Below are 25,663 nucleotides of genomic sequence, written 5' to 3' on the forward strand. Positions count from 1 at the left end.
TCGATGAAGGTACTACTCACCGGCGCCTCCGGCAACATCGGTTCGCACACCCTGCCCGAGTTGGTGCACCGCGGTCACGAGGTGCGCTGCTTCGCCCGGCTGAGCACCGTCAACCGGAGGATGGCGCGCCAGTGGGCGCCGGAGGCGACGGTCGCCTGGGGCGACATCACCGACGCGAACGCCGTGGCGCGGGCGGTGGAGGGGGTCGACGTGGTGATCCATCTCGCCGCGATGATCCCGCCCGGCGCGGACGAGCACGCCGACCAGGCGCGCGAGGTCAACGTCGGCGGCACCGCGAACGTGGTCGCCGCCTGCCTGGCCCAGGACTCCGCGCCGAGGCTGCTGTTCAGCTCCACGCTGGATGTGCACGGGTTCACGCTGGACCGGCAGCCGCCGCGACGGGTGGACGATCCGCTCGTGGCGACCAGCCCGTACACGGCGCACAAGATCGAAGACGAGGCGATGATCCGGGCGTCGGGCCTGGAGTGGGCCATCTTCCGCCTGGCCGACGTGCCGATCCTGGGCGTGCGGGAGCCGCATCCGATCATGTTCGAGATCGGGCTGGACAACCGGATCGAGTCGCTGCACGCCGACGACGCGGGACTCGCGCTGACCAACGCGCTGGAGACCCCGGCGGTGTGGGGCCGGGCGATGTTCATCGGCGGCGGCCAGACCTGCCAGCTCACCTACCGGGAGTACCTGACCCGGATGCTGGCCGCGATGGGGGTGGACCCGCTGCCGGACGACGCGTTCAGCGCGGCGCCGTACGCCACCGACTGGCTCGACACCGAGGAGAGCGAGCGGCTGCTGCACTACCAGCGGCACACGTTCGACGACATCGTGGAGGCGGTCGCGGTCAGCCTCGGCTGGCGGCGGCGGTTCGTGCGGCCGGCCGCGCCGCTGGCCCGGGCGTCGATCCTGCGACTGTCGCCGTACTACAAGGCGAGGGCCCGGCTGCACCGGGCTCGGCGGCCGATGCCGCGCCCGGCCCGGCCGGGCTCCGGAGCCTGACGCGCCGAACCCTGACGCGCCGGAGCCTGACGCGCCGACCCCGGGCCGGGATGCCCGACCCGGGGTCCGCGGGGGTCGGGTCAGCGGTCCGACGGGATCCGGTCGTCGGGCTCGGGCGGCCGGACCACGCTGGTCAGCGCCGGACCGACGGTGGCCAGCGCCGTGCCGAGCATGCGGCGCAGCGTCGATGCCGGGCCGCCGTTCGGGTCCGGCTGCCGCCAGTGGTGGCCGACCAGCGAGGCGTACACGGTCAGGGTCTGCGCGGCGGTGCTGAAGTCCAGCGTGCTGACCAGTTCGTCGGCCACCCCGAACGGCACCGACAGCGGCAGCGGGCCGCGAGCGTACTCGACCGCCCACACTCCGTCGGTGAAGTTCATCGCGCGGGCCTGGTTGGCGCCGACATACACCCGGTCGGCCGGCTGGTAGACCCGCTTCTCGAACTGGCCCTCGCCGTAATACCACATCTCACCGTCGATGACGGTGTCCCAGAAGCCGACCGCGTGGCGCCCGGAGTGCCCCTCGGAGCCGATCGGGGTGCCCCAGATCATGATGTACTCGGACAGTGACGCGTAGTAGAGCTTCATCTGGATCATCGCGCCCCCGGCGTTGCTGAAAATCCAGGGCTGGTCCAGGTCCAGCCGCTCGGGGTACCTGCTCTCCATCGCCTCGGCGAAGGCGTCGAACATGGCCGGCTTCGGCTTTCCGATGCAGGCCAGCGCGCACTCGTGAACGGTGTCGGGGTCGAACACGTGGGCCATCCGCTCGCTCCTGTCGGTGGGCGTGAACTCCCCGCCATTGTTCCGGTTTCCGGGCGCGGGGCCACTGTCCACTGTGGAAGCACCCCGCGCCCGGTACCCGGGGCGGATCAGCGGTACGTGATGTCCGACGCCGAGTAGATGCAGTTGGTGCCGTCGGCGCCGCTGCCGATCTTCGGCGGCTCGTCGCCGCTGTTGTTGCCGGTGTACTTGTCGCAGATGCTGATCTTCTTGCTGGTGTCCCCGATGATGGTGATGCCGGAGAACCTGGCGGTGTCGCCGTAGTTGGTGTTGATGCCGGCCAGCGCGCTGCCCGGGTAGGTGACCCACACGTTCGAGATCTGCACGGCCCGCTTGTACTGCGACGAGCAGTTGCCGCAGGAGCGGTACAACTTGCCGAAGTCGGATACCTGGAAGTTGCGGATGATGAAGGTACCCGGCCCGTTGTGCTGGAACACCTTGTCGTCGGCGTGCCGGGCGCCGCCACCGTCGATGGTCATCGTCTGCGAGGAATTGCTGCCCTTGAGCGAGGCGGCGTCCTCGCCGACGTCCTCCCACCAGACGTTGCGTAGCGTGCAGGTGTTCTCACAGTGGATGCCGTCGACGCCGGGTGCGCCGATGATGACGTTCTGCAACGTGCCCCCGCTGGGCAGGTCGAAGATGGGCTGCTGGTCCTCGTCCTGGTCTCCGCCGCCCAGGCCGACCGCGGTGTACCGTCGCATGCCGCCGTCGTAGGTGCCGGACACCTTGATGGTCGCGGTGACCGTCACGCTACCGGTGGCGGTCGGCCACGCCGGCGGGTTCCCGCCGCCGGAGGTGGGGGTCGGCGTCGCCGTCCTGGTCGGGGTGGGCGTGGTCGTCCTGGTGGGCGTGGGGGTGGGCGACCTCGTGGGCGACGCGGTCCCCGTCCTGGGGGGCGTCGGGGTCGTCGTGCCGACGGTGCCGGTACACGCCACGCCGTTGAGCGTGAAGCTGGTCGGCACCGGGTTGCTGCCGGTCCAGGTGCCGTTGAACCCGATTGAGGTGGTCGCCCCGCTACCCAGGGCGGCGTTGTAGCCGGCGTCGGTGGCGGTCACCGCGCTGCCGCTCTGGCTGAACGTGGCGTTCCAGCCCGTGGTCACCTGCTGACCGGCGGTGAAGCTCCACTTCAGGGTCCAACCCGACAGCGGGTCGCCGAGATTGGTGAGGTTGACACTGGCGGTGAAGCCGCCGGACCACTGGGACGTGACCGAGTACGCGACCCGGCATCCGGTGGTGGCGGCCTGCGCCGTGGTACTGGCGATGGCGGCCGTGGCCAGCGCGGCGCTGGTCGCGACGATGGCGCTGAGCAGCGCGACGCGCCGCCCTCTGCTGAGCATGTCCGTCTCCTGATGGGGGATCTGGGCGCCATTGGCCCGGGGAGCGCAGCCGAGCCGGGTTGTGGCGCAGGCGAGCACCCCCACACAGCTCGAGCTTCGGCGCGCGGAGGATCGGAATGGTGCCGCTCGCGTTTGCCCACGCGATAGGAGGCACGCGGCGAGGTCCCAGCGGGTACCCATGCTATTGAAGCGGGGGGCGGAACGGCAACGAGCGCGGTGTGCAGATTCGTTGCAGACTGGGCAAACGGAGGCCGCGTCGGGTCCTGACCGAGTTGCGGCAATGGTGCCGGCCGCACCTGTGCCCGAGGATGTCTCGCTACCATCCGTACAGACGCGGCCCACCAGCGGCCGGTGAGGTGGGGAGGCGCCCAGCGTGTCTGGCACGGATGTGGCCGAGAGCAAGCCCGACGCCGGCGGGGGAGACGTCGCGGGTACTCGGCCGCGCTCCGCCGTGGCGCGGTCGGGGGTGCTCCGCGCCGGCGGGCTGCTGCGGCCCGCCGCCCGTACGGCCCGCCCGTTTCTGACCGGTACCGATCGCGGGCCGCTGGCCGGTCGCGTGCTCTGGGTGGCGTCGCTGGCGCCGGTGTGTGTGCTGTCCGGCGTGGTGTTCGCCGCGTTTCCGCTCGCGGCGCTCGGCGTGTTCCGGCCGGTGGTGGTGCTGCCGGTGGCGGCGGTCGTGGCGCTGGTCATGCTCTGGCTGGGCCTGGCGCTGCTGCGACGGCAGCGGATTGCGGCCCCATGGTGGTCGGTGGTGGCCACCTTCGCGGTGGCGGTCGGATCCGGACTGTTCACCGCCTTTACTCACAGCGAACACGTGATTCCGCGTCGTGATGCCGGTTCCTACATCCAGATCGCCTACTGGCTGGCCCACCACCACGGCCTGACCTACCCGTACCCGTTGGCCGCGTTCGGGCCCACGCCCGGCGATCTCGGCTTCGGCAGCCCGGCCTTCTACGAGCACGGCAGCCAGCTGGTGCCGCAGTTCATGACCGGATGGCCGGTCCTGCTGGGCATCGTGGACTGGGGCTGGGGTTGGGGCGGCATGCTGGTGCTGCCGGCGGTCATCGGCGCCTGTGCCATCCTCGCCGTGGCCGGGCTGACCGCGCGACTGGTCGGCGCGTGCTGGGCGCCGCTCGCGGCCCTGCTGCTGGCCGGTGCCTGGCCGGTGCTGCGCGTCGCGCAGAGCACCTTCTCCGAGCCGTTGGCGCTGCTCATCCTGGCCGGAGGCAGCTGCCTGCTGGTCGACCTGGTGGTCGCGCTGCGCCGGGGCGGCGGCGAGACCGCTCCGGCCGGCCTGGGTCCGATTCGCCGGCACGCCTTCGTCGCCGGCCTGGTGCTCGCCGGTGGCGAGTTGGTGCGGCTGGACTTCGGCATCGACTTCGCGCTGGCCCTGCCGGTGCTGGCCGGGCTGTGGCTGGTCCGGCGCGCGGCCGTGTGGCCGTTCCTGGTCGGCGCCGCGATCAGCGGGGGCCTGGCGCTGGTGGACGCCGGGTTTGTCACGCGCCCGTACGTCCAGGTCAACATCTCCTCGGTCAAGCTGATGGTCGTCGCGATGGTGGGCGTCATCGCCGTCACGCTCATCGGCGCGCTCGTCACGAAGCGGTACGGCCGGTCGCTGTGGGTGAGCCGATGGTGGCGGATCGTGCCGATAGTCGGCGGCTGCGCGGTTCTGGTGGTGGCGCTCGGTTTCGTCATCCGGCCGTACGTCTCCGTGGACCACTCGACCACCGACGCCGGCGTCATGCAGTTCACCGAGACCGCGCAGGCCCGGCTCGGGCTGCCCCTGGACGGCAGCCGCGGCTATGCGGAGCAGAGCCTCTGGTGGGTCTCCTGGTACCTCGGCTGGCCGGTGCTGGCCGCCGCGCTCGTCGGCGCGGTGGCGCTGACCGTCCGCGTGCTGCGCGGTCGCGACCTGGCGTGGGCCAGCGTGCTGCTGGTGTATCTGTGCTCGTCCGTGCTGGTGCTGCTGCGCCCCGGCATCACCCCCGACCATCCCTGGGCGGACCGGAGGCTGGTGGTCGAGGTACTGCCCGGCATGGTGTTGTTCGCCACCTGGGCGGTGGCGGCGGGAAACCGCCTGGCTCGTGCGGAAATGCGGAAGTTGGCCGACCGGTTCGCCGCGGCGGGAAGCGGAGCCACGCGTGCGCGCGGGGTGGGCCTGGTCGCGCTGCCCTGGGTCGCCACCGCGGCCGTGGCCGTCGCCATGCTCGTACCGATCTGGAAGGCCACCGGACCGGTGGCCTCCGACCGCACCGAGCTGGGTGAGCTGGCCGCGATGCGCGAGGTGTGCGCGGCGTTGCGGCCCAATGACTCTGTGGTGTTGACGGACACGTTGTTCGCGCCCACGATTCGCAATCAGTGCCAGCTTCCCGTCGCCAGCCTGATCGAACAGTCCCCGGCGTCGGTCGATCAGGTGGTGGCTAGCATCAGGACCGCGGGCCGTACCCCGGTCATCGCCGGCACCCAGTACGATCCCTTGCACGCGATGGGCCTTCGCGCTACCAGGGTGATGAAGCTGCGCACGCGTCAGGACCAGCAGCAGTTGGTCCGGCGACCGAGTGGCACGATGGCGCTGAACATTGACTTCTGGGTCGCGCGACCCTGACGGTGGCGCAGGAGGACCCCTTCGCAAGCGGCCTTGGAAAGCCGGCTGGGCACGGTAGGACTATTCTCGCCAGAGGGGGCCAGGGCGATGGCTGCGGAGCTGCGGCACCGGCAGACCTGTGTCTGGGCCGAGTGAAGCGGAATCCGATGTGACGATGGGAGTCGGAAAGGCGATGCTCGCCGACCCGGAACGAACGGCCTTACTGCCCGGTGCCCCGGCGCTTCCACCCCTCGGCGAGAACGCCGACGCGCCGCCGCCGCGCGTCACCATCGTGCTGCCGTGTTACAACGAGGAAGCGCACGTCAAGCTCGAGATAGCGCGCATCTGCGACGCGATGGACGCCTCGGGTTACAGCTACGAGGTGCTCGCCGTCGACGATGCGTCGACGGACTCGACACTGGGTGTGTTGCGTGAGGCCGAGCTGTCGTACCCCAACGTGAGGGTGGTTCCCTTCCTGCGTAACGGAGGCGCGGGCACGGTGCGCCGGATCGGCTCGCAGGCCGCCCGGGGCGACATCGTGGTCTGGACCGACGCGGACATGACCTACCCGAACGAGCGCATCCCCGAACTGGTGCGGATGCTGGACGACAATCCCGCCATCGATCAGGTGGTGGGCGCCCGCACCAGCGAGGAGGGCACCTACAAGCTGCTGCGGGTGCCGGCGAAATGGTTCATCCGCAAGGTCGCCGAGTGGCTCATCGACCAGCGGATCCCGGACCTCAACTCGGGGCTGCGCGCGTTCCGGCGCGAGGTGGCCCAGCCGTACCTTCGGCTGCTGCCGGCCGGTTTCTCCTGCGTCACGACGATCACGCTGGCCTTCCTGTCCAACCAGCACGACATCTTCTACCTGCCGATCGAGTATTCGCGGCGGTCGGGCAACTCCAAGTTCCGCTTTGTCGCCGACGGGTACCGCTACATCCTGCAGGTACTGCGCATGGTGATGTATTTCAACCCGATCAAGGCGCTCATGCCGCTCGCGCTCTGGCTGCTCGCCATCGGCGTGGTCAAGGGCGTGGTGGACATCGCCGTGCACCCGGTGCGGCTGGCCACCAACACGGTGCTGATCTTCCTGACCGGGCTGATCATCGGCTCGATGGCGCTGCTCGCCGACCTGATAGTCCGGTCGAGACCGGACTAGCCGGCGAGCCGGGCCCGGACCACCAGGCCGGTACCGGCGCCGGGGAAGGCGCGCTGCGCGAGCCGGAACGGCGCCGTTCCCCAGCGCGCGGCCGACCCGTACCCGCCGCCGCTGGGCTGCAGGAGCCGGCCCGACCCGGCGGTGCGCTCCTCGATGGACAGGTTGGCCTGCTGGGCCACCCGGCGCCGGCCCACCGCGTTGCGGGCGGCCTCCAGCACGTACCCGAGTGGGACGCCGTACTGCCGCACGTCGATGTCGGTGAACCCGCACCGGCTCAGCAACCCGGTCATGACCTCCGGGTCGTACCGGCGGAAATGCCCCGCCATCCGGTCGGCCGGGCCGAACCGGTGCTGGTGCGCCGGCACCGACAGCATCAGCCACCCGCCCGGACGCAGCCGGGACGCCCACCCGGTCACCGCGGCGGCGTCATCCTCGATGTGTTCGAGCACCTCGAAGGCGCACACCAGGTCGAAGCGGCGGTCACCGAGTGACTCGACCGTCACGTTGCGTACCTCGCCGGTGCCGCCGATCCGGGCCACCCGCCGCGCGGCCACGCCGTACGACTCTGGATCGGGCTCCACGCCCAGGTACCGGTAGCGCAGGGACAGGCGCGCGCCGAGTGCGCCCTGCCCGCAACCGATCTCCAGCACGTCACCGATGCCGGCGGGCAGCATCCGGCCGACCAGGTCAAAGCGCAGCCAGGCGTTGGGCGTGAGCGGGGCGATCGCGTCGAGCCCGCCCCGGGGCGGCTGCCGCCGATCGGTCGCCGTCGCACCGGGCGTCGTTGACTCGGTCACCTGCTCTGCCCTCCATCCGTACCGCCGTGGGGTCCCACGGCAGCGACCACCGTACCGGCTGGCGCCCCGGTGGCGGGGCCGCCGGGGCGCTCGTCCAGCATCGGCTTCAGGTGCCTCAGCAGCGGCACCACTATCCGCTCGGGGGCGAAGCTGTCCGCGGCCAGCCGGCCGGCGAGCCGGCGCAGCCGATCCAGCTCGGCGCGGTCGCCGGCCAGGCGCAGCAGGGCGCGGGCCAGCGAGTCGGGGTCGGCGGGCGGGACCAGCACCGCCGCGTCGCCCAGCGCGCGGCGCTGCGGCGGGGTGTCCGAGGTGACAATCGCGCAGCCTGCGGCGGCGCCCTGGAACACCTTGTTCGGCACCACCCGCAGCGCCTTCGGGCCGGCGCCGAAGATGCCCAGGCAGACGTCGTGCCCGGCAACCAGCGCGGGCAGTTCGTCCGCCGCTACCCAGTCCAGCCAGCGCACGTCCGGATTGGTCCGCGCGGCGAGCCTGGTCTCGGCGGCGTCCTGTCCGGCGCCGATCATGGTCACTCGCGCGCCGGCTCCGGTCAGCGCGGCAAGCGCGGCGCCGATCACCGGGGTGCCCTGTAACGGTGTGTACAGGCCATAGAACACCACGCGTAGCGGTGCCGGCCCTGCCTCCGCCGGCCCCGGCGATGCCTGTTCGGCCGCGGCAGGGTCGGCCGCGACAGGGTCGGCTGCGGCAGAGGCGGCCGCGGCGAACCACGCGGCGGGCGCTCCCACCGGTACGACGACCGCCCGGCCCCGGTGCCGGTCGGGCAGGACGGCGAGGTGCTCGTCCGTGTCAACGATGATCACGTCGGCGGCGCGCAGCGCGGCCGAGTCGATCAGCCCCAGCAGCGTGCCGCGCACGCCACCGCCGGCCCGCCGATCCCGGGCCGTGTCGCTGGCGCCGACCAGGTGATCGAGCAGCACCGGTACCCGCCGGAAGAGCAGCCTGGCCAGGTGGACGTCGAAGTGGCCCAGGTAGCCGACGAGCACCGCGTCGGGCCGGGGTACGCGCCGGGCGGACCGGGCCAGTGCGGCCCAGCACCGGATGATCCGGACCAGCAGCGCGGCCACCCGCCACGGCTGGGTGAGCATCGCGACCCGGTCGGCGGTGGACAGTCCCAGCGGCACGTTGCACTCGATCACCTCGGCCCCGCTGCCGCGCAGGCCCTCGGCGATCGTGGCGACTCGCGGGTGCATGGCGGCGTCGTAGGTGCCGAAGACGAGTACCCGCATGACGCTCCACCCTAGTGCGGCCGGCACGTCCACCGGAAACGCTCCCGGCGCGGCCACCGGAAACGCTCCCGGCGGGATCCTCCTCGTGATCGACTACTTCCCGCCGTCAATCGGGCTCGGGGCGACTCACTAAGCTCGCACCATGCCCGAGCAGCCGGTCGCCGCCGCGCCGGCCGGTACGCGGCCAACCGACCCACCGCCGTCGCGCAGCGCAGTGCGCGGTTGGCTGTCCGTGATCGGCCGGCTGTTGACCGGTCGCGTCGTGCGCTGGGGCTTCGTGATCGTGGCCGCCGGGCTGTGCGGGCTGGAGATCCGTGACCAGTGGCCGGCGGTGCGGTCCGCGTTGGGACAGCTCGGCGCCGCGCCGGTGGCCGGCGCGCTACTGGCCGTCCTGCTCGGCCTGGCCGCCGGGATGCAGGTCTGGCGGGTCCTGCTGGCAGCCCTCGGCTCTCCGCTGCCGCTGCGCGCCGCCACCGGGGTGGTGTTCGTCGGGCAATTGGGCAAGTACGTGCCGGGCTCGATCTGGCCGGTGCTGGCGCAGATGGAGCTGGGACGGGCGTACCAGATTCCCCGTCGCCGGTCGGCGACCGCGTCGCTGCTGACCATGCTGCTGTCGCTGGTCGCCGGGCTGATCGCCGCGCTGGTCACGCTGCCGTTCCTGGCCCGGGGTGCCACGGCCGATTACCGCTGGGCGTTCCTGCTCGCCCCGGTGATGCTGGCCTGCCTGCACCCCCGGGTGCTCAACCCGGTGCTGAACCGGGTGCTGCGGCTGACCCGCCGCGCCCCGCTGGAGCAGCCGCTGACCGGGCGCGCCGTGGCCACCGCCCTGGCCTGGGCGCTCGCGTCGTGGGTGCCGTACGGCGCGCAGGTCTGGCTGCTCGCGGTGCGGCTCGGGGCGCCGGAGGGCCGGGCCGCGATCGTGGCGATCGGCGGGTTCGCCTTCGCGTGGTCCGCCGGCTTCCTCGCGGTGTTCGTGCCGGCCGGGGTCGGCGTGCGCGAAGTGTTGCTGGTCGCGGCGCTCGGCGCGGTGCTGCGGGTCGGGGACGCCACCGCCATCGCGCTGGTCTCCCGGCTGCTGATGACCCTCGGTGACCTGTGCGCGGCCGGGCTGGGCGCGGCACTCACCGGCCGCAGCCGGCGCGCCGCCACCGCTCCGGGTCCGATCGAGGGCGGCACCGTCGACCCGGGTCCGCCCGGGGGCGGCACCGCCGGCAGCGATGGGGATCGGGCCGGGGGCGGGTCGCGGTGAGCGATACCACGGCCGAGCGGGACTCCGCCTCCGGAACCGCGTCCATGGCCGCCTCCCCGCCGGAGGCGGTTGTGCCGGCCGCGCCGGCGTCGCCCGGGAGCGCGGCGGCGCGGGCGGGTGCGACGATCCGCTCCCGGCTGGTCGCCGGTCACCGGATGGGCGTCGCCCTCATCGCCTGCCTCGCGGCCGTCCTCTACGGCGCGTTGGCGTTCAGCCAGTACCACACGTTCCGGACCAGTACCTACGACCTGGTCATCTTCGACCAGGCGGAGCGCTCCTACAGCCGGTTCGGGCTGCCCGTGGCGATCGTCAAGGGCGTACACAACGGCTTCGGCACCGGGTTCTCCATCCTGGGCGACCACTTCTCGCCGATCCTCGCCGTGCTCGCCCCGCTGTACTGGATTCACAACGGTCCCACGACGCTGCTCGTCGCGCAGGCGCTGCTGTTCGCCGCGGCGGTCGTGCCGCTGTTCGCCTTCGTCCGCCGGGAGTTGGGCGTGCTCCCGGCCTACCTGGTGACCGTGGGCTACGCGCTGGCCTGGCCGGTGGCCGAGGCGGTCTCGTTCGACTTCCACGAGGCCGCGTTCGCGCCGGTGCTGACCGCGCTGCTGTTCGAGCGCTACTCGGCGCTGCGCCGGGGCAGGGGCCGGTGGTGGCACGTCGCGCTCGCGGCAGCGGCGCTGCTGACCGTCAAGGAGGACATCGGCCTGCTGGTCAGCGCGTTCGGGCTGTGCGTACTCGGCGCCGGCATCCGGCCGGGCCCGCGCCGCCGCCAGTCACTGTGGCTCGGACTGGCGCTGGCGGTCGGCGGGCTGGTGGCGGTCGCCGTCACGACCCGGCTGGTGATTCCCGCCTTCGGCGGGCAGGCGGACTATTACTGGCGGTACGGGCAGTTCGGGCCGACGGTACCGACGGCGGCCTGGCACATCGTGACCCACCCGGTCGAGGCGCTGCGCACCTTCGTCGAGCCGGAGATGAAGGTGCGCACGATGCTCTGGCTGCTGGCCATGGCGGCGCTGGCCCCGCTGGCGTCGCCGTACCTGGTCATGGCGCTGGTGCTGCTGGCCGAGCGGATGCTCTCCGACCAATCGACCTGGTGGGGCCTCTCCTTCCACTACAACTCCTTCCTGGTGATACCGCTGCTCGCCGCCGGGGTCGACGGGGCGGCACGCCTCCAACGGTGGTTCGCCGGCCGGGCGGACCGGGACGGGCCCGGCGCTACCGGCCCGGTCGGCGCACGGCCGGGTCGGCGGGCCGGCGCACGGCCGGGCGCGCGGATCGCCGCGTTCGCCGGACGGCGCACCACCCTGGTATGGGCCTGTGCCGTGCTGGCCGTGGCGCTCGTGTCGCTGCCGTTCTTCGCGTTCAAACGGTTGCCGCACTCCTCGGCCTGGGAGCGCGACGCCGCCCAGCGCGCGGCGGCGGCCGCGGTCGCGCAGGTGCCGCCCGGGGTCACCGTCGAGGCCGCGGACACCCTCGGACCGCAGCTGTCCGGGCGCGACACGGTACTGCTGTGGGACCGCCTGCCGCGCTGGGCGCCGTGGGTGGTGGCCGACGTGCACACCGCGGAGTTCCCGTTCTGCGGTCTGACGGATCAGCTCGACCGGGTCCGGTACCTGGAGGACAACGGGTACCAGGTCACCTACCAGCGGGACGGCTACCTGGTGCTGCACCGGGCCCGTACCGTACCGGTACCGACCGCCCCATCGCCGGGCTGCCCGTGAACCGGCTCGCGGCCGGCGCGGGACTGTTCGTGGTCTCGGTCGCCGGCTGGGTGGCGCTGGTGGCCACCGGCCCCGGCGTCTACTGGCGGCAGTCCGACGCGCTGGTCTACCGCGCCGCCGGCTCGGCGGTGCTGCACGGCTCCGGGGCGCTGTACGCCCAGGCGTTCGGGGCGGCGCGCCTGCCCTTCACGTACCCGCCGTTCGCCGCGCTGCTGTTCGCCGCGGGCAGCCCGCTGAGCTTCCCGGTGTGGCAGCTGATCCTGGCCGTGGCCGGCCTGTGCTGCCTGGTGCTGTCGGCGTACGCCGCGGTGCGGCTGGCCACCCCCACGACGGGGGGGCCGGGCGGCGCGACCCGTACCGGTCGGTTGGGCTGGGCGCTGGCCGTCGCGGCGGTCGGTCTGTGGCTGGAGCCGGTGGACCTCACCCTGCACTTCGGCCAGATCAACCTGATCCTGCTGGCGCTGGTGCTGGTCGACTTCGCAGCGCCGGACACCGCGCGCGGCAAGGGCATCGCCATCGGCATCGCGGCCGGCCTGAAGCTCACCCCGTTGATCTTCATCCCGTACCTGCTGCTGACCGGGCGGATCCGCGCCGCGGCGGCGAGCGTGGCCGCCTTCGCAGGGACCGTGGCCATCGGCTTCGCGCTGCTCGGACGCGACTCGGTCGACTACTGGGGCGGACGGTTCAGCCAGCCGGGGGACAGCCCGGTGCGCCTGGTGAACCAGTCGCTCAACGGTCTGGTGCTCCGCCTGCTGCGCGACGGGCCGGACGCGCACGCGGTGTGGATCGTCGCCGCGCTCGCCGTCGGGGTGGCCGGGCTCGTCACGGCGGTGGTGGCCGGCCGCCGCGGGTACGAGCTGCTCGGGGTCTGCCTCTGCGCGGCGACCGGGCTGCTGGTCTCGCCGATCTCGTGGTCGCACCACTGGGTCTACGTGGTGCCCGCCCTCGCCCTCGCCACCGCGCCCCTGGGGCGCCTTCGGGGCGCCGCGCCCCTGGGGCGCCTTCGGGGCACTGCGCCTCTCGGGAGTGCCGGGTCCTCCTGGCGTCTTCGGAGCATCGTGTCGCGCGGGCGTGTCCGGGGCGCGGCGGGCGGGATCGTCGCGGTCGCGGCACTGGTCGCGCTGTTCGCGTGGTGGCCGCTGCGGGTGGCCGCGCACGGCGGCACCGATCCCGCGATCGGCATCCACCCCTCCGGGCTGCTGCGCGTCGCGCCGCACGACTCCGGCGCCGAACTGCGCTGGACCGCGTGGCAGTTGGCGTACGGCGACGGATACGTGATCGCCGCGCTGGCCTTCGTGCTGGGCTCGGCGGCCTGGCTCGCGGTCAACGCCCGGCTCGGGGTCATCGCCCGGCAGTCGCGGCCGACGGCCGGCCTCGCGTCCGACCCCGGCGCGGTAGGCGCCGGGGCACGCGCCACCGGCGCCTGACCGCCCCGCGGCCCGGCCGCGCCTCACCGGATCGGCCCGGCCGCCGCGGCTCGCCGCCGGGCCGCGGGAGCGGCGTGATCCCTCGACAGCCGAGCTTCCGGTCCTCGTCACGGCGATGGCAAGGACTTTGGCAAGCCGGGTGCGGGACGCTGTCGAGCGGCGCGGGTCGCTGTCGTCCCGCGCGCCCATCGGGGGACCGGTGCCGGCGCGGCGACGACGGGTCGACCGATCGGTCGATCCCGACGCCGCGCCGCCACGGGTGGAGACGGCGCCCGTGCGACGGACAGCGATCGGACCGGGGTGGGGATGAGGGAGCCGGTGATGAGCGCGCCGGGTGACCGGTGGGCGCCGGTGGTGGCCGGCGCGCCGCGGCCGGACGGCGCCGCGCTGGTGGCCGCCGCGCGGGATGCCGCCGTGGCGACGAGCGCGGTGGACGGTGGGCGGGCGACGAAGGTGCTCATCGTCGGCGGTCACGCGCTGGCCCGGGCCGGCCTGGCCGCGCTGATCCAGGCCGCGACCGGACTGGAGGTGGTGGGCCAGGCCGCGACGGGGGAGCAGGCCGTGGCCCTGGCGGCGGCGCGCCGTCCGGATGTCGTGCTCATCGACATGGACGTGGCGGGCATGAACGTCGTGGGCGGGGACGGCCTGGGCGGCGTGGGCGTGGGTGGCATGGGCGTGGGTGGCGTGGGCATGGGCGGCGTGGCGGTGACCGAGGCCGTCCTGGCCCGGTGCGCCTCGCCTCGTCCCCGCGTGCTGGTGCTGTGCGGGACCGGCCTGGAGTGTGTCGACGCGGCCCTGCGGGCGGGGGCTCGCGGCGTGCTGCTGCGGGACACCGCCCCGGAACGGCTGGTCGCGGCGATCCACGTCGTCGCGGGCGGCGAGGGGCTGTTCGCGCCGAGCGTGAGCCACCGGTTGGTCAGCGCGTACGTGCGGCACGGCCGGCCGAGGCAGGATCCGCCGCCGAGCCTGAGCGGGCTGACCGGCCGCGAGATCGAGGTGCTGCGCCTGGTGGCGCGCGGGCTGTCCAACACCGACATCGCGGGGGAGTTGGTGGTCGCCGAGGCCACCGTCAAGACGCACCTCAACCGGACGATGACCAAGCTGAACCTGACCAGCAGGGCGCAGGCGGTGGTCGTGGCGTACGAGACCGGTCTGGTCGCACCGGGCCGCGCGGTGTCCTGACCCGACCCCGCCCCAGCTGGTGCCGGCCCGGAGACGGGGTGGGCTCCGGGCCGGCACCCACCAGGCGGCAGGGAACGCGACTGCCGATGACGGCCGCCCCGGCCGCACCCCGCCCGGCCGTGCCGGTCGGGCTGGCACCGCGCCCCACCGTGCCGGGCGGGCCGGCACCGCGCCCGAGCGTCCCCGGGCGAACTGGCACCGTGCTCGGCCGCGGCGGTCGTCGCGCCGGAATCCGCGCGAGGATTTCCGTTATCCACGGGCGGTCAGCGGGTCCCCGATAGGGCGGCCGCGACAGCGGCCGTACCGTACGGGTGCGAAGGGAGCGCGGGCATGATGGGTGCGGCCGGTCGGAGCGGGCCCGACACCGCGATGGTCGAGGCCGCCCGGGGCGGCAACCAGCGGGCGCTGGACGCCCTCGTGGCGCAGTCCCTGCCGCTGGTCTACAACATCGTGGGCCGGGCGCTGGGCGGGCACGCCGACGTCGACGACGTGGTCCAGGAGACCCTGATGCGGGTGGTGCGCCACCTGCCCGATCTGCGCGACCCGCACGCGTTCCGGTCCTGGCTGGTGGCGATCGCCGTGCGCCAGGTGCGCGACCACGAACAGCATCGCCGGGCCGCGCTGGGGCGCAGCTCCGACCTGGACGCGGCGCGGGCCGTGGCCGACCCCGCGGCGGACTTCGCCGAGCTGTCCATCCTGCGGCTCGGCCTCACCGACCAACGCCGTGAGGTGGCCGAGGCGACCCGGTGGCTGGACGAGGACGACCGCGACCTGCTCGCCCTGTGGTGGCTGGAGGAGGCCGGCGAGCTGGACCGTGCCGAGCTGGCGATGGCGCTGGGCCTGTCCGGACCGCACGCGGCGGTACGGGTGCAGCGGATGAAGGAACAGATGTACACGGCCCGTACCGTCGTCCGGGCGCTGCGCGCCCGCCCGGGCTGCCCGGAGCTGTTCGACCTGATCCGGGGCTGGGACGGTCGGCCGAGCGCGCTGTGGCGCAAGCGGCTGGCCCGGCACGTGCGCGACTGTCGCACGTGCGCCGGCCTCGGCAACGGGATGCTGCCCATGGACCGCCTGCTCGCCGGTGTCGGGCTGGTACCCGTACCGGCCGGCGCGCTGGCCCGGTACGGCATCCCCGGGCATCCGGCTCCCGGGCATCCGGCCGCGGGACAGCCCACTCCCGGGCATCCGGCCGCCCGTGGCGCCGGGCCGTCGCGCCCGTCGGGGCCGTCGCGCCCGTCGGGGCCCGCGCACGCCGCGCCCGGCCGGGGCCTGCGCTCGGTGCTCCGGCTCGGTCCACGCGGGCCGGTGGGCGCCGTCGCCGCGGCCGCCACCTGTGCCGCCGTCCTCGCGGTGGGGGCCTTCGCCGCCGTACACCTCGGCCGCGGATCGGCCGCCGCGCCGGCCGCCGCGGCCGGGTCACCGTCCGCCTCGGTAGCTGCCTCCACCGCCGCCTCGGCCGCCGGGTACTCGCCGAGCCCGGTGCCGCAATCGCCCAGTCCGGTGTCGCCGTCGCCCTCACGGGTGCCCAGGCCGCCGACCACCCGGCCCGCGCCGCCCCCGCCCGCCGTGGTGTCGGCGAAGAAGGGCGTGTGCGTGTGGAACTTCACCGGTGTGAGCCAGGCGCTGGCCGCGTCAAAGGCGAGTTGGTACTACACCTGGTCCACCACGCACCAGGGCGTCACCACCCCGTCCGGAGTCGGCTTCGTGCCGATGATCTGGGGATCGGCCAGCGTCACGGCCACCGCTCTCGGCCAGGCCAAGAGCGCCGGACACTACCTGCTGGGCTTCAACGAGCCGGACCGCGCGGACCAGGCCAACCTGAGCGTCGGCCAGGCGCTCGACCTCTGGCCGCAGCTGATGGGCACCGGCCTGACACTGGGCAGCCCGGCCGTGGCCACCGGCGGGGACACCCCCGGCGGCTGGCTGGACCAGTTCATGTCCGGCGCGGCCAGCCGCGGGTACCGGGTCGACTTCATCGCACTGCACTGGTACGGCTCGGACTTCACCACCACCAACGCGGTCAACGAGCTCAAGTCGTACCTGTCCGCCGTCTACAACCGGTACCACAAGCCCATCTGGCTGACCGAGTACGCACTCATCAACTTCGCCGGTGGCACCAGCTACCCGAGCCAGCAGCAGCAGGCGGCGTTCGTCACCGCGTCCGCGAAGATGCTCGGCGGGCTGTCCTACGTCCAGCGCTACGCCTGGTTCGGCCTGCCCGCCGCGGACTCCGGGCCGAGCACCGGTCTGTTCCACAGTGGACCGTCGGTCACCGACGTTGGCCGGGCCTTCGAGGCGGCCGGCTGACTTCAGCAGTCGCGCAGCAACCGCTCCAGCACCCGGGTGCCGAACCTCAGCCCGTCGATCGGCACCCGCTCATCCACTCCGTGGAACAGCGCGGGAAAGTCGAGCTCGGCGGGCAGCCGCACAGGGGCGAAGCCGAAATGGCGGATGCCCAGGCTCTGGAACGACTTGGCGTCGGTGGCCGCCGGCAGCAGGTACGGCAGCAGCGGCGCGCCCGGATCCTCGGCGCCGATCGCCGCGCGCATGCGCTCCACCAGCGACCCGTCGAAGGTGGTCTCGATGGCCGGCAGGCTGTCGTACTCCCACTCGATGCCGGGCCCCAGCACGGCGGCCAGCTCGCGGACGAACGCCTCCTCGCGGCCGGGCAGCACCCGGCAGTCCGCCTCGGCCGTCGCGCTTCCCGGGATGACGTTCGCCTTCAGCCCCGCGTTGAAGATGGTGACCGCGGCGGTGTCGCGCAGCGCGGCGGCGAGCAGCCGGGACAGCCCACCGAGCCCGGGTGCCTCGCCCAGCGCGGCGATGGCCGGCTCCGGGTCGTCCGCTGGGATCGGGTGGCCGGTGAGCCGGCCGAGCGCGGTGACCAACTCCCGCACCGGATCGGTCCACACCACGGGGAAGCTGTGCCGGTGCAGCCGGGTCACCGCGTCGGCGAGCGTGGCCAGCGCGCTGTCGGCGTGCGGCAGCGAGCCGTGCCCGCCCTGCCCCCGGGTGCGCAGCCGCAGCCACAGCGCCGCCTTCTCGGCCGTCTGGACCAGGTAGGCCCGCACGCCCTCGCGCAGCGTCACCGAGAAGCCGCCGACCTCGCCGATCGCCTCGGTGGCGCCCTCGAACAGGTCCGGGCGGTGCTCGGCCAGCCACCGGGCACCCCGGAAGCCGCCGGACTCCTCGTCGGCCACGAAGGCGAAGATGAGGTCGCGCGGCGGGACGTGCCCCTCGCGCTTGAGTTGCCGGGCCACGGCCAGGCTCATCGCCACCATGTGCTTCATGTCGATCGCGCCCCGGCCCCACAGGTACCCGTCGGCGACCTCGCCCGAGAGCGGATGCACCGACCAGTCGGCGGCGTCGGCCGGCACCACGTCCAGGTGCGCGTGTACGAGCAGGGCGCCCCGCCCCGGGTCGCCACCCGCCAATCGGGCCACCACGTTGCCCCGGCCCCTGGCACCGCTCTCCAGGTACGTGGCGTCGTAACCGACCTCGGCGAGCTTGCCCGCCACGTACTCGGCGGCGGCCCGCTCGCCGACCGTGGTGGCCTCGTCCCCGGTGTTGGTGGTGTCGATCCTGATCAGGTCGCTGGCGAACCCCACCACCTCGTCAACGGCGCCCATCGGGCCTCAGCGTCCGGGGGTCCGCACCTGGGCGAAGGTCACCGTCCGGCGGTGGGTGAAGCCGAGCGCCTCGTATACCCGGATCGCGCCGGTGTTGGACGCCCCGGTGTGCAGGAACGGCGTCTCGCCCCGGGCCCGGATGCCCGCCGTGAGTACCCGGATGAGCCGGCTCGCCAGCCCCTGGCCCCGGTACGCCGGGTCGGTGCACACGGCGCTGATCTCGGTCCAGCCGGGCGGGCGCATCCGCTCGCCCGCCATGGCCACCAGCGCACCGTTGTCGCGCAAGCCCAGGTACGTGCCCGCCTCGATGGTCCGGGGCAGGAACGGGCCCGGCTGGGTGCGCGACACGAGTTCGAGCATCTCCGGGACGTCGGCTGTGTCGAGCATCACGAGCCGCGGTCCGGCGGTCCGATCCTGGTCGGAGGCGACTCCCGCGTCCGGGCCGGAGGCGATCACCGCGGCTTCGCCGGTGACCGCCTCGCCGGTCAGCTGGACGCCGGGGAACCGAATGGTGACCTCCCAGCCCTCCGGTGGGGCCGGGTCGTCGCCGGCCAGCAGCACGGTGGTGGCCGGGCCAACCAGCGCCGCCAGGTCGTCCCAGGCGCGCGGGTCGATGCCGCCGTCTGGAGAAGTTGCGTCCAGAGCGGTTCTGTCCAGGGCGGCGAACGGGCTGACGTCGGCGAGGTACCGGGCGGCTCGGCCGTTCACCTCGGCCAGGTGGGCGTGCGCCCCGCGCAGCGACGCCAGCACCGGGTTGTCCAGCACAGTGTTGTTCAACACGGTGTTGTTCAGCACAGGGTTGTTCAGCACAGGGTTGTCCGGCCCCGGATTGTCCGGCGCCGGGACGGTGCGGGGGTCGGTACGCATCACGCGGCCGTCGCTCGGAACTCGGCGGGAAAAGGCTGCTGAGCCGGGTGGTACGGGCTAGCCGCGAGGATCTTCATAGCCGAAACGGTACCCGCCCACCCGAAGGGTCATCGCCGCCGCGGAGTAGGGTCCATTGCCGTGCGTGCGCGGACCGTTACCTTTCTCCTTGTGTCGCTGTTGTTCACCGAAAGACCATCAGAGCTTGTCCTGGCCTTCTCCTAACAGCCTCACAGTGGTGTCCGTGCCTGGCCAACCCGCCGGAAGAATGCGCCGTGTCCGCGTTATCGCGACATCGGCTGCCCAGGCAAGGCAACTTTCCCGACCGCTACACGGTGTTTCTTGTGGGTGACCGGGAGCGTCCGGTCATCGTCGCCGAGACAGATGGGCTCGTCCATGGTGCAAAGACCTGAGGTCAGTGTCGTCATCCCGACACGCAACCGTCCCGAGCTGGTTCCCCGGGCCGTGCGGAGCGCGTTGGATCAGACGTTGCGGGACATCGAGGTCATTGTCGTCGTCGACGGACCCGACGAATCCACCCGTGGGGCCCTGGCCGAGTACGCCGACGACCAGCGTCTCCGCCTGGTCGAGCTGCCCGAGTCGGGGGGCGCCCCGAACGCCCGCAATGTCGGCGCGCAGGAGGCCAGGGCGCCGTTCGTGGCCCTGCTCGACGACGACGACGAGTGGCTGCTGGAGAAGCTGGAGACGCAGCTGGCGCTGGCCAAGGCGTCCTCGCACGCGCTGCCCATCGTGTCCTGCCGGATGTCGGTGCGCACCCCACGCGCCGAGTTCGTGATGCCGCGCCGGCTGCCCGAGCCGGGCCAGCCACTCAGCGAGTACTTCACCGTCCGCCGGGGCCTGTTCCACGGCGACGGCTTCATCCAGACCTCGACCATCATGGCCCCGACGGAACTGCTCCGTAAGGTTCCGTTCACCAACGGCCTGCGGCGGATGCAGGAGCTGGACTGGACGCTGCGCGCCCTGGAGATCGAGGGCGTGGGCCTGGAGTACGCCGAGCAGGCGCTGGTCATCTGGTACGCCGACGAGAACCGGCAGCGGATCAGCCTCGATTCGCCGTGGCGCCAGCAGTACCAGTGGCTCAAGGAGAGCCGGAGCAGGGTGACCCCGCGGGCGTACGCGGCGCTGGCGATGGGCGTAATCAGCTCGATGGCGGCGGACAGCGGTGACCCCCGGGTGTTCCTCGACCTGCTGCGTGAGGCGCACCGGCACGGCCGCCCCGGCCTCACGGATTACGTCACGTTCATGCAGGTGTGGTTGGTGCCGTCACGGCCGCGCAGGGCCGTGCGAGACTTTGTGCTCGGACGGCGGCGGGCCCGCGAGGCGCGGTCTCGGGCCATGACTCACGTGAGTAAAGCGAGGACCTTTACCGAATGACTACGGTCACCCCTCATAGACGGCGCAACTGGGCATTTGCCATCGGTATAGCCATCGCTGTGGCCGCCGCTGTCATTGAACTAGTCGACAGCGGGAGCGTGGTCGAGGGCATCAAGACGCTGATCGCGGCGGGCATCGCCGTCGCGCTGGCCGCATTCGCCGTGACGCTGCCGGGCATCACGTGGCGGGGCGCGGTGGTCGGCACGTTCTTCGCCGGGGCGGGGATCTCCACCTGGACGTTCACGAATCAGCCGATTTTCATCTGGGGCATTCTGGCCATCGAGGGCGTCGTCTTCGCATTCTGGACCTGGCCCTGGCACAAGAGCCTGCGTGACCTGCCGCGGATGGGCGGGGCCTGGCTCGGGTTGCCGTACTGGGTGTTCGGCGTCATCGGCGCGGTGCTGGTCGCGCACGTCGTCGTCGCCGGCGAGCGCGTGGCGTACGCGGGGGTCTTCGCGCTGTCCGCCATGGGCGTGATGGCCGCGGCCAAGCGCCCGAGGTCGCAGGGTGGCGGCGACCCGAGCGTGGGCATCGTGGCGGCCATCCTGGTGGCCATCTCGCTGCTGATGCTGGCCGGCTCGGGCAGCATGTTCGACTCCGTGCACGCGATCCCGCCGCACAACTACGGTGCGCTGGACATGAAGGACCGGTTCTGGGGCGGAAACGGACTGTTCTTCCAACCCAACGCCCTGGCCGGGCTGATGATCGTGGCCAGCCTCCGGATCGCGCCGGATCGCGCGTTCGCCTGGTGGCAGCGGTTGGCGGCGACCGGGTTCGCGTGCTTCGTGCTGGTTCTGACCAACTCGCGGACGCCGTGGGGCGTCGCCGTCGTCGCGGCGCTGATCCACGCGCTGATGGTGTGGCGCTGGCGCCGCGCCGACCTGCCGACCTACAAGCGTCCGTGGGTGGCCGTGCTGACCCCGCTGGTGATGCTCGGCATCGTGCTGGCCATCTCCGGTGGCTCCGGCTTCATCGTCAAGACCCGGTTCGCCACGCACAACACCAGCACCACTACCACCACCGCCCCGCCCAGCACGGCCTCGAACGTGACCAGCGGCCGGACCGACACCTGGAAGCAGGTGCTCAAGGACTGGGAGCACGCCAGCGTGGCCGAGAAGATCTTCGGCGACGCGAAGACCTCGCGGGCGGTGGTCACCCGGGCCAACGACCCCGGGGTCGAGCTGAACACCGACAACGCCGCGGTCGGCGCGTTCCGGCGCGGCGGCGTGCTCGGCATCCTGGCGTTCGTGTTCGGCGTGCTGCTGGTGGTGTGGCACGCGCTGATCCGCCGGCCCGCGAAACCCCTGCCGCCCGCCTGGTTCACCATCGCGGCGGTAGCCCTCGTGCCCTCGATCGCCCTGGAGGACTGGCTGCTCGGTGGCACCAACGGTGGGATCTGGATCATCCTGCTCGCCGGGGAGGCCAGCCTGCTCTGGTCGCCGGCGACGCGGGCGGTGACTCGTCCGATCACCGCGAACGGGATGATCGAAGACCCTAAGACCCTGCCGGGCCGCCCGGCCCAGGTATCGGCTCCCGGTCTGAGCTGACTCCACCGTTCCTCGCGTCGCGGGCCCCGCGACGTCCCCAGCCGTTCTGACCGGCGGCCGGGGCGTCGCCGGCCCGCGGTGCGTTTTGCGGGTCGACCGCGCGACTCGGCCGGGATCGAGGTGGGGTTGGCTCGGTGATCTCAGTCATTTATCCTCTGTGTCATCAAATCTGCCTCTTGTAGGGGTGTGGGCAGGTAGCCCGGATTTCCTGGCGTCTGTTCAGCATGGTCTGGTGGTCGTCGATGCCTGGGGAGGCAATCGTGGCAGCAGGGGTACGCACGGGCAATCCGGCGATCGCGGCGGCGTCGGGGGCGGCGCGGGTCGGCAGTCACCTGGTCCGGGAACGGCTACAACGCCCTCGCGCGGCCGGTTCGGCCGACATTCCCGTCTCGGATCGGGAAATCACCAGCGAATGGCTGACCGCCGTACTCTGCGCCGAACACCCGGGGGCGGCGGTCGAGTCGTTCGTGCCCGAGGATCGCAGCGCCGGCACGTCGACCCGCTGGCGATTCACGGTCACCTATAACGAGGCCGGCCGTGCCGCCGGCCTACCGACCCGGCTGTTCGCGAAGGCGACGCGGACGTTCAGCCAGCGCCTCACGCTGGAACTCGCCGGCATTCTGACGGGCGAACCCGTGTTCTTCAAACACCTCCGGCCGGGCCTCGACATCGAGGCGCCCCACGGCTACCACGCCGGGGTGGACCTGCGTTCGGGGCGCTCGATCTCCATCCTGGAGGACATCGTCGCCACCAAAGGCGCGACGTTCTGCACGCCGGCGACGCCGATCTCGCGCGAACAGATCGAGGATCTGCTGACCAGCATGGCGACCTGGCACGGGCGCTACTGGAACGACCCCGAACTCGAACGCCATCCGTGGCTGAAGCTGCCCAGCGACCACTTCTACAACCTCGACAAGCTGGTCAGGATCGAGAAGCGCGCCAAGGTCGGCGCTCGGCGCGCCGAAGGCGTCATACCCGAGGACCTCAAGTCCAATCAGGACAGTCTCTATCGGGTGCTCAAGAGGTCGCTCGAGGTGGCGAGCCAGGGGCCCAAGACGCTCCTGCACGGCGACTCGCACATCGGCAACACCTACCTGACCTCGGCTGGCCGCATGGGTTTCACCGATTGGCAGATCGTCCTTCGGGGAAGCTGGGCCTACGACGTCGCCTACACGATCACGTCCGGTCTCGCGGTCGACGATCGGCGTGCCTGGGAGCGTGAGCTCCTCGCCTTCTACCTGGAGCGACTGGAGGTTGCCAGCGGCGGCAGGGCGGCCCTGGACCTCGACGCCGCGTTCCTCGCCTACCGCCAGCAGTCGCTCTACCCGTACTTCCTGTGGCTGGCGACCATCGGACGCAGCCCGATCCAGCCGAAGTACCAGCCCGACGAGGTCAGCCGCGGCATCATCGAGCGCACGGCGATGGCGGTGCGGGATCTGGACGTGCCCGCCGCGCTTGGTGGATCCAGCTGACGGTCGTGGCCCGGGCGGTCGATCGCCGCCGGTCATCGGACGAGCCGGCGGCGCGCCGGGGATTCGCGGGCGCGCCGCCCGTTCGGGATCAGACGGCCGCGGATGCCCGGCTCTGGTCGGGTGCCGTCGCGGGGACCTCGGCCGGCCGGTGGTCCCCGGCGGCGAAGGCGACCACCACCACGAGCAGGGCCGAGCCGGCGAACGCGGCGAGCAGCGGAAGCACCGAACCGAGCTGCGGGTGCCACGAGCCGGAGAACGGGTTGAGCGGCGCGGCGACGCCGGCCCGGAACCGCGTCATCACCCGGGACAGCGCGTACACGTTCAACACGGTGGCACCCGCGCCCAGCGCGGCCGGGTAGCCCCACGCCCAGCGGCGGCCGGCGAGCCTGCGCTCGAAGCCGTTCGTGCTGGCCGCCGCGAGCACCACGCCGACCAGCGACGGCAACGCGTACCGGCCCTGGGAGAACCAGCCGATCTCGGGCAGGAAGTGCAGGTCCAGCACGACCAGCATGGCGAGGCAGACCGCCAGGAGCGCGACCAGTACCGCGCCGAACCGCAGCCTCGCGTACCGCAGGCACGGCACCACCAGCGCGGCCATCAGCAGGTACCAGGCGGCGATCACGTACGTCGGCACGTGGGTCTCGCCGTAGTCGAACTCGCCGACGATCTGACGGACGAAGAACGGGATCCGCTGCGAGGCGATCTCGTGCAGTTCCTGGCCCAGCGACAGGTGCAGGGCCGCTCGCGCGTTGGTGGCGATGTTGGCGAACCCCGAATACTCCAGCCACCCGGCCGCGAACACCAGGCCGACCGCCCAGCAGACACCGAGGGCCCAGCGGAGGTCCCGGCGTCGCCACAGCGCGCCGATCCGGCCTCGGCGCGCCAGCAGCGCGCAGGCGACCACGTCGATCGCCAGCAGCGCCGGTCCGAGCTCGCGCAGGGTCAGCAGCAGCAGCGAGCCGGCGCACGCCATCACGAGCAGCCGCCGCACGGATCTGTCGTCCAGCCGCTCGTCGGGCGCGCGCACCAGGGCCAGCAGCGAGCTGAACACCAGGATGCCGGAGACGATCTCCAGGCCGTTCGGGTTGATCGAACTCGCCAGGTTCATCACCAGCGGGGTACACACGAGCATGATGCCGACCGGCAACAGCCGGCTGCCCATCCGCATGGCGGCGCCCACGGAGCACGCCAGCAGCAGGGCGGCCAACAGCACCGATATCAGGCGAGCAAGGATGATTCCGGTCATGTCGGGCGCGACCAGCAACGGCAGGCCGACCGGCAGGTAGTAGATCGGGCTGTACGTCGCGGCCGCCGACTGGGTGAGGATCTTGTGCCGGTCGGACGTCCACTGCTGGCAGCTCGCCGGCTTCGGCGGCAGGGGAGCCCAGGTGCAGTCCACGGTCGAGCCGCTCGGCAGCAGGCTGGCCGGGGCCAGGAAGGCCGGCGTGACGTCGCCGCGCCGGTTGACGATCGTCTTGTCGGTCGTGAGCTGCCCGGTGACCACCGCGTAGGCGCGAGCGACGTGGTCCTTCTCGTCATAGGTGCCGTTCGCGGGCAGGGCGATGGCCCATGCGGTGCCCATCAGGAAAAAAGCCGTCAATGACAGCCAGAACCACCGTCGCACGCGTGCAGTGTACGTGCCCAATTTGGATGCTTCGCACGGATCGGGAAACTGAGAACTTCTTGCTAACCCTCGATAAATCGTACGTTAACAGCGGGGAAACGTACGGTTCGGTCACGACGATCCGACCGGGTTCCTCCAGGGAAAGGACTCTCCACAGAGGACGATGACGCGGCCGTGCCGTGGGACGGCGATCGGGCGCGAACCCCGGGGGAGCGCGGCCGAGCCGGATCGTGGCGCGACCACACCCGCGAAGCACCCTGGGGCGCCCCGCGGGTCGTTGCCGGAAGCCGCGCCGGCGGTCGCCGCGAGCGGAGTTACGTGACCGGTCGCTTCATCGAATAGGTGAGGGCGTGCAGGCGCTGCGGCTGGCCGACGACCATCGCGGCGCGATCGTAGACCTGCCAGCCCTCCGCGCCCGCCCGGTTGAGGTGGGGCAGATCGTTGAAGCTCTCATCCGTACCCCAGGACTGCACGCCACCCGGGTAGTGGAACGTGGCCCGCCAATCGAGGTACTTATCCATGCCCATGCTTCCGGTCGACCGGTACTCCAGCCGCGCGTACTCCCACTGCGTCACGGAGTCATTGTGCCGGAGGGCGCCAAACATCGCCGCGTGCGCGCGGGCCGGACCGGCCCGCGCGCAC

19 protein-coding genes are annotated in these 25,663 nt (G+C 72.4%); 11 read left to right on the forward strand and 8 right to left on the reverse strand.

Annotated features, from left to right (window positions below; translation table 11 throughout):
- Nucleotides 1-3: 3 nt before the first annotated feature.
- Nucleotides 4-1,011 (forward strand): NAD-dependent epimerase/dehydratase family protein, encoded by a 1,008-nt coding sequence (locus tag ABEA87_RS40150; RefSeq protein WP_345638906.1) that lies wholly within the window; start codon nucleotides 4-6, stop codon nucleotides 1,009-1,011.
- Nucleotides 1,012-1,091: 80 nt separating this feature from the next.
- Here ABEA87_RS40150 and ABEA87_RS40155 read toward each other — a convergent pair whose 3' ends face one another.
- Together ABEA87_RS40155 and ABEA87_RS40160 are read right to left on the reverse strand one after the other, a co-directional pair.
- Nucleotides 1,092-1,769, reverse strand: a complete 678-nt coding sequence (locus ABEA87_RS40155; protein WP_345638908.1) for a hypothetical protein — start codon at nucleotides 1,767-1,769, stop codon at nucleotides 1,092-1,094.
- A gap of 107 nt (nucleotides 1,770-1,876) precedes the next feature.
- Nucleotides 1,877-3,124 carry a pectate lyase gene (locus tag ABEA87_RS40160; RefSeq protein WP_345638910.1) on the reverse strand — a complete coding sequence of 416 codons (1,248 nt, stop codon included), beginning with the start codon at nucleotides 3,122-3,124 and terminating at the stop codon, nucleotides 1,877-1,879.
- A 373-nt stretch (nucleotides 3,125-3,497) separates the two neighbouring features.
- Here ABEA87_RS40160 and ABEA87_RS40165 point away from each other — a divergent pair, with 373 nt between their 5' ends.
- Together ABEA87_RS40165 and ABEA87_RS40170 are read left to right on the forward strand one after the other, a co-directional pair.
- Nucleotides 3,498-5,729, forward strand: coding sequence for a hypothetical protein (locus tag ABEA87_RS40165; RefSeq protein WP_345638912.1), 2,232 nt, complete (start codon nucleotides 3,498-3,500; stop codon nucleotides 5,727-5,729).
- Nucleotides 5,730-5,883: 154 nt separating this feature from the next.
- Nucleotides 5,884-6,867: a glycosyltransferase family 2 protein gene (locus ABEA87_RS40170; protein WP_345638914.1), complete on the forward strand. Its 984-nt coding sequence runs from the start codon at nucleotides 5,884-5,886 to the stop codon at nucleotides 6,865-6,867.
- Here ABEA87_RS40170 and ABEA87_RS40175 read toward each other — a convergent pair.
- Both ABEA87_RS40175 and ABEA87_RS40180 read right to left on the reverse strand, forming a co-directional pair.
- On the reverse strand, nucleotides 6,864-7,664 hold the full coding sequence (locus ABEA87_RS40175; RefSeq protein WP_345638916.1) for a class I SAM-dependent methyltransferase: 801 nt from the start codon (nucleotides 7,662-7,664) through the stop codon (nucleotides 6,864-6,866). The two genes, ABEA87_RS40170 and ABEA87_RS40175, sit on opposite strands and share 4 nt — an antisense overlap.
- The gene (locus ABEA87_RS40180; protein ID WP_345638917.1) at nucleotides 7,661-8,908 is read right to left on the reverse strand and encodes a glycosyltransferase; all 1,248 of its coding nucleotides are present in this window, start codon (nucleotides 8,906-8,908) and stop codon (nucleotides 7,661-7,663) included. Before ABEA87_RS40180 ends, ABEA87_RS40175 begins: the two co-directional genes overlap by 4 nt.
- A 142-nt stretch (nucleotides 8,909-9,050) precedes the next feature.
- Between ABEA87_RS40180 and ABEA87_RS40185 the strand changes: the two genes are divergently transcribed.
- The 5 genes from ABEA87_RS40185 (at nucleotide 9,051) to ABEA87_RS40205 (ending at nucleotide 16,797) form a co-directional block, all read left to right on the forward strand.
- Complete coding sequence (locus tag ABEA87_RS40185; RefSeq protein WP_345638919.1) at nucleotides 9,051-10,157, forward strand: lysylphosphatidylglycerol synthase domain-containing protein; 1,107 nt, start codon at nucleotides 9,051-9,053, stop codon at nucleotides 10,155-10,157.
- Nucleotides 10,154-11,881, forward strand: a complete 1,728-nt coding sequence (locus ABEA87_RS40190; RefSeq protein ID WP_345638921.1) for a DUF2079 domain-containing protein — start codon at nucleotides 10,154-10,156, stop codon at nucleotides 11,879-11,881. Before ABEA87_RS40185 ends, ABEA87_RS40190 begins: the two co-directional genes overlap by 4 nt.
- A complete protein-coding gene (locus ABEA87_RS40195) occupies nucleotides 11,878-13,308 on the forward strand; it encodes a glycosyltransferase 87 family protein (RefSeq protein ID WP_345638922.1) in 1,431 nt (476 codons plus the stop codon). The genes ABEA87_RS40190 and ABEA87_RS40195 overlap by 4 nt, the downstream gene beginning before the upstream one ends.
- Nucleotides 13,309-13,629: 321 nt before the next feature.
- Entirely contained in the window at nucleotides 13,630-14,490 is an 861-nt protein-coding gene (locus ABEA87_RS40200; RefSeq protein ID WP_345638924.1) for a response regulator transcription factor, read from the forward strand.
- A 330-nt stretch (nucleotides 14,491-14,820) separates the two neighbouring features.
- On the forward strand, nucleotides 14,821-16,797 hold the full coding sequence (locus ABEA87_RS40205) for a sigma-70 family RNA polymerase sigma factor (protein ID WP_345638925.1): 1,977 nt from the start codon (nucleotides 14,821-14,823) through the stop codon (nucleotides 16,795-16,797).
- A 2-nt stretch (nucleotides 16,798-16,799) separates the two neighbouring features.
- Here the strand turns inward: ABEA87_RS40205 and ABEA87_RS40210 are convergent, their stop codons facing one another.
- Together ABEA87_RS40210 and ABEA87_RS40215 are read right to left on the reverse strand one after the other, a co-directional pair.
- A complete protein-coding gene (locus tag ABEA87_RS40210; RefSeq protein ID WP_345638926.1) occupies nucleotides 16,800-18,119 on the reverse strand; it encodes a M20/M25/M40 family metallo-hydrolase in 1,320 nt (439 codons plus the stop codon).
- A gap of 6 nt (nucleotides 18,120-18,125) precedes the next feature.
- Nucleotides 18,126-18,986: a GNAT family N-acetyltransferase gene (locus ABEA87_RS40215; RefSeq protein WP_345638928.1), complete on the reverse strand. Its 861-nt coding sequence runs from the start codon at nucleotides 18,984-18,986 to the stop codon at nucleotides 18,126-18,128.
- 393 nt (nucleotides 18,987-19,379) lie between these two features.
- On the opposite strand from ABEA87_RS40215, the gene ABEA87_RS40220 reads away from it, so the two are divergent.
- The 3 genes from ABEA87_RS40220 (at nucleotide 19,380) to ABEA87_RS40230 (ending at nucleotide 23,397) form a co-directional block, all read left to right on the forward strand.
- Nucleotides 19,380-20,378 (forward strand): glycosyltransferase family 2 protein, encoded by a 999-nt coding sequence (locus tag ABEA87_RS40220; RefSeq protein ID WP_345638929.1) that lies wholly within the window; start codon nucleotides 19,380-19,382, stop codon nucleotides 20,376-20,378.
- Between the two features lie 98 nt (nucleotides 20,379-20,476).
- A complete protein-coding gene (locus tag ABEA87_RS40225) occupies nucleotides 20,477-21,925 on the forward strand; it encodes an O-antigen ligase family protein (protein WP_345638931.1) in 1,449 nt (482 codons plus the stop codon).
- Between the two features lie 224 nt (nucleotides 21,926-22,149).
- Complete coding sequence (locus ABEA87_RS40230; RefSeq protein WP_345638933.1) at nucleotides 22,150-23,397, forward strand: phosphotransferase; 1,248 nt, start codon at nucleotides 22,150-22,152, stop codon at nucleotides 23,395-23,397.
- A gap of 88 nt (nucleotides 23,398-23,485) precedes the next feature.
- Here ABEA87_RS40230 and ABEA87_RS40235 read toward each other — a convergent pair whose 3' ends face one another.
- Both ABEA87_RS40235 and ABEA87_RS40240 read right to left on the reverse strand, forming a co-directional pair.
- Entirely contained in the window at nucleotides 23,486-25,021 is a 1,536-nt protein-coding gene (locus ABEA87_RS40235) for a DUF2142 domain-containing protein (RefSeq protein WP_345638935.1), read from the reverse strand.
- 314 nt (nucleotides 25,022-25,335) lie between these two features.
- Nucleotides 25,336-25,663: hypothetical protein (locus ABEA87_RS40240; protein ID WP_345638936.1), on the reverse strand; the 328-nt coding region annotated here is incomplete at its 5' end.

It is taken from the genome of Rugosimonospora acidiphila, from assembly GCF_039543385.1.
Taxonomy (GTDB): Bacteria; Actinomycetota; Actinomycetes; order Mycobacteriales; family Micromonosporaceae; genus Rugosimonospora; species Rugosimonospora acidiphila.